The organism is Archangium sp. (assembly GCF_036389735.1).
Lineage (GTDB): Bacteria > Myxococcota > Myxococcia > Myxococcales > Myxococcaceae > Archangium.
Window position 1 is genome coordinate 1 of record NZ_DASVWK010000155.1, and the last position, 5,898, is coordinate 5,898.

The 5,898-nt window shown below is 69.7% G+C and carries 6 protein-coding genes; 3 read left to right on the plus strand and 3 right to left on the minus strand.

The genetic code is table 11. The features are described from left to right. The 3 genes from VF794_RS05895 to VF794_RS05905 form a co-directional block, all read left to right on the plus strand. The coding region (locus VF794_RS05895) for a sigma-54 interaction domain-containing protein (protein ID WP_331108201.1) at window positions 1-983 on the plus strand (983 nt) is incomplete at its 5' end. A gap of 78 nt (window positions 984-1,061) precedes the next feature. Further along, entirely contained in the window at window positions 1,062-2,147 is a 1,086-nt protein-coding gene (locus tag VF794_RS05900) for a peptidoglycan DD-metalloendopeptidase family protein (RefSeq protein WP_331108202.1), read from the plus strand. A gap of 146 nt (window positions 2,148-2,293) precedes the next feature. Further along, the gene (locus tag VF794_RS05905; RefSeq protein ID WP_331108203.1) at window positions 2,294-3,571 is read left to right on the plus strand and encodes a hypothetical protein; all 1,278 of its coding nucleotides are present in this window, start codon (window positions 2,294-2,296) and stop codon (window positions 3,569-3,571) included. Between the two features lie 21 nt (window positions 3,572-3,592). Here VF794_RS05905 and rsmI read toward each other — a convergent pair whose 3' ends face one another. The 3 genes from rsmI to VF794_RS05920 all read right to left on the minus strand — a co-directional run. Next, window positions 3,593-4,423, minus strand: a complete 831-nt coding sequence (rsmI, locus tag VF794_RS05910; RefSeq protein WP_331108204.1) for a 16S rRNA (cytidine(1402)-2'-O)-methyltransferase — start codon at window positions 4,421-4,423, stop codon at window positions 3,593-3,595. Between the two features lie 7 nt (window positions 4,424-4,430). Further along, the gene (locus tag VF794_RS05915; protein WP_331108205.1) at window positions 4,431-4,799 is read right to left on the minus strand and encodes a YraN family protein; all 369 of its coding nucleotides are present in this window, start codon (window positions 4,797-4,799) and stop codon (window positions 4,431-4,433) included. A 37-nt stretch (window positions 4,800-4,836) separates the two neighbouring features. Then, a partial coding sequence (locus VF794_RS05920) for an ATP-binding protein (protein ID WP_414640877.1) occupies window positions 4,837-5,898 on the minus strand: 1,062 nt, incomplete at its 5' end.

The following is a 5,898-nucleotide window of genomic DNA, read 5'->3' on the forward strand; positions in this document are numbered from 1 at the left end:
ACGTCTTCAAGATCATCGACAAGGTGGCGGACACCCCCTCCACCGTCCTCATCACCGGCGAGAGCGGCACCGGTAAGGAGCTCATCGCATCCGCCCTGCACGGCGCCTCCAGCCGCCGCGACAAGCCCTTCATCAAGATCAACTGCGCCGCCATCCCCCACAACCTCCTCGAGTCCGAGCTCTTCGGCTACGAGCGCGGGGCCTTCACCGGCGCCGTCACCTCCAAGCCCGGTCGCTTCGAGCTGGCCGACGGTGGCACCCTCTTCCTCGACGAGATCGGAGAAATCCCCGTCGAGATGCAGGTGAAGCTGCTGCGCGCGCTCCAGGAGGGCGAGTTCGAGCGCGTGGGTGGCATCAAGACGACGCGCGTGGACGTGCGCCTCATCGCCGCCACCAACCGCGACCTCCAGGCGGAGATCGAGGCCGGGCGCTTCCGCAAGGACCTGTACTACCGGTTGGCGGTGGTACCCATCGTGCTGCCGCCGCTGCGCGATCGCCCCGGCGACATCCCCATGCTCGCGGCGCACTTCGTGGAGAAGTACAACCGCAAGCTCAACAAGAAGATCGAGGGCATCACCGACGACGCGATGACGCTGCTCCAGGCCTACTCCTGGCCCGGCAACATCCGCGAGTTGGAAAACCTCATCGAGCGCGTGCTCCTCTTCGCCGACGGGCCGCACATCACCCCGAAGGATCTCCCGGAGCCGGTCCGCCAGGGAGCCACTTCCGCAGCGCACGCTCCCTCGGCCGCTCTTCAGGAGGCCACGACTGGAGAGGGCGGCCTCAAGGACATCGTCCGCATGAAGGCGGCCGAGCTGGAGAAGGACCTCATCACCAAGGCCCTGGAGGAGACGGGCGGCAACGTCACGCGAGCGGCCAAGCTGCTTCAGATCAGCCGCAAGTCCCTCCAGACGAAGATGAAGGAATTCGGCCTGCGCGACACGACCGCCCAGGAGGGGCGGGACGACGCGATCGACGACTAGTTCACGGCGGCGAAATATCGCCGTGAGACCGGCGGTTCGGTCCCGGCGCAACCCCCTATCGACCCTCTGGGAGCTTGAATGCGGCCGCCTCTTCCCACCCTTGGATCTCCACCGAAGAAGAGCCCTCTGGGGCCGGTGATGATCGTCTCCCTGCTGCTCGGCATGAGCGCCGGAGGCGTCTGGTGGTGGAAGCAGCGACTCGCCTCGGAGCAGCCGACCCCCGCCGCCACGCAGCAGGCCCTCGTGGCGCCGGTGCCCCTGCCGTCCGAGGGTGCCGCCGCCGCCAACACCGCCCCCACGGCCGCTGCTCCGGCCCCCGTCGCCGCGGCGCCCGCCCCCACGGATCCGCTCAAGGCCGCCGGGCTCTCCCGCGCCACCATCCATATCGACGGCCCGCTGGAGACGGCGGTCGTCGCGGCCGCCGGCCCCGAGGTGGGCCCCGCGCTCGCCCAGGTGGTGACGCGCACGCTCGTGTGGTGGGTGGACGTGCCGGGCGACATGCGCCGCGGTGACACCCTGGACGTCCTCTACGAGACGCGCCCCAACGAGGAGCCGCTCGTCCACGCGGTGCGCTTCACCAGCAACAAGACGGGCCAGACGCACCGCAGCTACCGCTTCCAGCCCGAGGGCGACCAGAACCCCCGCTACTACCTGCCCAGTGGCGAGGAGCTGGAGCTGCGCCTGGAGCACTCGCCCCTGGACGACTACGAGCAGGTGACGTCGCTGCTGCGCGATGGCCGCCGGCACAAGGGCGTGGACTTCAAGACGCCCGTGGGGACCCCCGTGAAGGCGCCCTTCACCGGCACCGTCCTCCGCAAGAACTGGAGCTTCCGCTACAACGGCAACTGCATCGAGCTGGTGGAGAGCGGTGGCAAGGGTCGCCACGCCCTCTTCCTGCACATGGACGAGCTGCCGCGCTCGCTCAAGGTCGGCGACCGCTTCAACGTGGGCGCGGTGCTGGGCCGCAGCGGCAACAGCGGCCGCTCCTTCGCGCCCCACCTGCACTACCAGCTCGAGGGCCCCAACGAGCGCGTGCTGGATCCGTACGAGAGCCACCGCACCTACCGCCGCTCCCTGGCGCCCGCCCTGCGCAGCTCCTTCGAGGCCGAGATGCGCCGGCTGGATGGGCTGCTCGGCACCGGCACCACGGTAGCGGGCGGCTGAGCCATCGCTTTCTTGACACCCCTGCCTGCGACGGCTAGCGTCCCCGAAAATTTCTCAACATTTCTCGGGGGTTAGGTGGCGCAGGCGGTCCAACGGGGGCCCCGCACCGACCCTGGATACCCGAGGGTGTTGGTTTCGGAGGTCGGATGTCCAGGCTTCGCGCCGTTGTCGCCGCGCTGACGCTGGGTGTGCCGTTCGTCGCCACCGCGGCGGATGTTACCCGTGTCGCTTCGTCCTTCGAGGACGATGACCCGTTCGGGATGTTCATCGACGTGGGCTTCGAGCACTCGCAGCGGCGCGAGAAGATCGTCCGCGAGGCGCTCCCCACGCAGCCGGGCGGCACGCGCCAGTACCAGAACGAGCTGTGGTACCGGGGCTCCGACACGCGGCTGAACCTGGACGTGGCCTTCGGCATCTCCCCGGACGTGGAGCTCTCGTTCGGGCTGCCCGTCATCCTCCTCCGGGACGAGTCGTGGCACTTCGTCGCGGGGACGAACGAGAGCAACTCGAGCATCATCAACAACCGCGTCGTCAACAACTGCTCGGCGACGGGCGAGCCTTGCACGGCCGCGGTGCCGCAGCCCCTCTTCGCCGTGCCCCTGGAGACGCACCGCGGGGGCCTGGGCAACGTGCGCCTCGGCTTCGCCTGGGGCATCTTCAACCAGCGCAAGGACGAGACCAAGCCCAACTGGGTGGTGGGGCTGGACTACGAGGCGCCCACGGCCGAGCGGCTCGACCCGACCGTGCCGACCCAGGACGAGCGCGGTCCCGTGGGTGACCGGGTGCACAAGTACACGGTGTACACGGCGCTCTCGCGGAAGATCGGCCTGGCGGACCCGTACTTCCGGGTGCACTACACCGTCCCGGTGCGCGGCCCCGGCGCCTACTCCAACTGCGAGCACCCGAGCGAGACGCCGCAGAACCTGGGCCGACCGCAAAACTGCGGCCTGACGGGGTGGGATCGCAAGGAGACGGGCATCCAGGCGCCGCACACCGGCGGCGTGCAGTTCGGCTCCGAGTTCCTGGTCATCGACCAGCCCAAGCGCCACTTCACGTTGGATCTGCGCGCCATCGCCAACTACGTGTCCGAGGGCCGCTACTACAACGAGCTGAGTGGCCCGCTGCGCAAGCTGCTCTACACGGGCGACTACCTCCAGGTGGGCGGCCAGTTCGCCGTGAAGATGAAGGTGTCGGACGTGTTGTCCCTGGGGGGCACGGGCATGCTGCTCCACAACACGGACCACGTGCTGACGGACGAGAAGATCGGCAAGGATCTCGATGGCAACGGCTCGGTGGACCTCACGGGCAACCCCCAGGAGATCAACCCGAACTTCGACTTCCGCACGGACTTCGTCTCGCGGCGCTTCCACGCCACCGAGAGCAAGGACATCCGGCTGGACTTGAGCGCCACCTTCGCGTTCTAGAAGGGGCGCGGGAGGAGGGGCTCACCGCTTCTTCAGTCCGAGCCCCAGCCGGTACACGTCCTGACCGGCCCAACCGGCGCGGCGGGCCAGTTCGGTGCTCAGCCCCTTGAGCTTCTCGCCTCGCCCCAGCCCCTGCTCCAGCGCGCGCAGCAGTTCGTCCTCGGACCAGCGGCGCTCGCCGCCCCGCCCCTCCACCAGCACCACCACCTCGCCCCGGGGTTCCTCGGCCGCGTAGCGCTCGGCCAACGCGGTCAGCGTCCCGCGCACGAACTCCTCATGCAGCTTCGTCAGCTCCCGCGCCACCACCGCGCGCCTGTCCCCCAACGCGTCCCGCAGGTCCACCAGCGTCTCGGCCAGCCGGCGCGGGGACTCGTAGAGGGCAATGGTGGCCGACAGCGGCGCCACCTCCTCCAGCATGGCCTGGCGCTCGGGGCCCTTGCGCGGCAGGAAGCCGAGGAAGTGGAAGCGCCCGGTGGGCAGCCCCGAGGCGCTCAGCGCCGACACCAGCGCCGTGGCCCCTGGTACCGGCACCACCTTCAGCCCGCGCTCGAGCGCCTCGGCCACCAGCTTCTCCCCGGGATCGCTGATGCCCGGGCTGCCCGCGTCCGTCACCAGGGCACAGTCCTCGCCGGCCTGGAGCCTGTCCAGGATGCGGCCGGCGCGCTGGCCCTCGGCGAAGGCCGGCAGGCTCACCGTGTCCGCGGAGATGCCGAAGTGGTCCAACAGCACCCGCGAGTGCCGCGTGTCCTCACAGGCCACGAAGGACACCTTCCGCAGCGTCTCCAGGGCGCGCGAGGAGATGTCTCCCAGGTTCCCGATGGGCGTGGCCACCAGGTAGAGCGTTCCAGACATCCGAGCCTCACATGCCGGCGTCGAAGGCGCCCGGCAGGTGCTCCACCGTCGCGCGCTCGCCGCGGCCCACCACCGAGATGACGTCGAAGCGAATCATCCTGTCCCGCAGCCGCTGGGTCAGGAGGTAGTGCAGCGCGGTCTTCACCACCCTGCGCTGCTTGGCGAAGGACACCGTGTGGGAGGGGTCTCCCCACACCGCCGTGGAGCGCATCCGCACCTCCACGAAGCACACGGTGTCGCCGTGCTCGGCCACCACGTCCAGTTCCCCGTGGCGGCAGGAGTAGTTGCGCGCGCGCACCCGATAGCCCCTGGACTCCAAGAAGCGCACCGCGGCCTCCTCGCCCTCGTTCCCATACCCCTTGCGATCCACCGCCACCCCTCCCCTCCCCTGGCCCCCGGCATGGGGGCCCTCGCTACAGATTGACAGTGCTGTCTGACAGCTGGGCGAAGCCGGGGTGCGCGGTGATGTGCAGCACCTGCGTCAGGGTGCCCAGGTGCTTGAGCATGCGCCCCAGCAGCGGCAGCTTGGCGTCGTCCACGCCCGCCAGCGCGTCCTCGATGATGAGGGGCAGCTTCACCCGGGGGCTCACCTTCTCCACCACCGTCAGCCGCAGGCTCAAGAAGAACATGTCCACCTCCTTGGGAGGCAGCTCGCCCACGGGCATGCGCCGGCCGGAGGCGGCCACCACCGTCGTCCGCCCGTCCTTGTCCCACTCCACGCCCACGTAGCGCCGATCCGTGAGCGCGCTGAAGTACTGCACGCACCGGTCGCGCAGCGCCCCCATCACGGCCTGCGTGTTCGTGGCGAGCACGTCCGCCGCCAGGTTGATGAGCATGGGCGAGGGATCCTCCAGCGCCTCCAGGCCGCCCAGGTCCGCGCCAGGCATTCCGCCCATCATCTGCGGGTTGCGCGCGATCTGGATGGACTCCTTGAGCCGGGACAGCTCCCGCTCCACCTCGCGCAGGTCGCGCACGAAGGCGCCCTTCTCGGCCACCTTGGCGTTGAGCAGCTCGATCTGCTGGCGCAGCAGCGGCAGCTGCTGGCCGGCCTCGACGAACTCCGGATGCGTCTCCATCGACACGAGCTGGGCACGCAGCTCGGCCACCCTGGCACCAAGCTCCTCGCGGCGCTGGAGCCGGGGCGCGATCTCCCTGGGCGTGTCCACGTCGAACACCTCCATGGCCCTGCGCACCGGGCCCGCGTCGGCCTCGAACTCCTCCTGGGCCTTCTTCTCGCGCACGGTGCACATCTCAACGCGGCGCTTGAGCCGATCCCGGTGCTGGAGCTCGTCCACGTAGCGCAGCCCCAACACGGCGGCGAAGCCGAAGGCGGGGATGTCCAGCAGCGCCACGTACCGGAGGGCGTTGGTGAAGAAGAAGCCCGCGATGAAGCACACCACGCCCGCGGCCACGGCGATCCAGAAGTTGCGATCGCGCACCAGCGGCTCGATGTCCGGCAGGCGCTGGGCCTCCTC